1 protein-coding gene is annotated in these 507 nt (G+C 59.8%); it reads right to left on the reverse strand.

What is annotated here, in order from left to right; all coding sequences use genetic code 11:
* Positions 1–507 (reverse strand): ABC transporter ATP-binding protein (locus OOZ15_RS20130; RefSeq protein ID WP_265958211.1); only part of this gene is annotated, 507 nt, incomplete at both ends.

Here is a 507-nt window from a genome sequence, read left to right on the forward strand (position 1 = left end):
GCCCGATGCGGTCGCAGTATTCCGCCTCATCCATAAAGTGGGTGGTGACCATTACCGTCACGCCTTTATCAACCATGCTATTGATATGTAGCCAGAACTCGCGGCGGGTGAGGGGGTCGACGCCGGAGGTGGGTTCATCGAGAAACAGAATATCGGGTTCATGCATCAGGGAGCAGGCCAGCGCCAGCCGCTGCTTGTAGCCGAGCGGCAGCTCGTCGGCGGCGTGGCGGGCGATACTTTTCAGGCCAAAGGCATCGCTCATCCGGGCGATTTTTTCATTTTGCGCCCGGCCGCGCAGGCCATAGACGCCGGAGAAAAAGCGCAGGTTTTGCTCGACGCTGAGGTTGCCGTACAGCGAAAATTTTTGCGCCATATAGCCCAGATGCTGGCGCGCCTTGCCAGAGCTGACCTTGAGATCCATTCCCAGCACCAGCGCTTTGCCGGAGGTGGGCACCAGCAGGCCGCACATCATTTTGAAGGTGGTGGATTTCCCGGCGCCGTTGGGGC

The sequence above is a fragment of the Galbibacter kalidii genome (genome assembly GCF_026241135.1).
Taxonomy (GTDB): Bacteria; Bacteroidota; Bacteroidia; order Flavobacteriales; family Flavobacteriaceae; genus Galbibacter.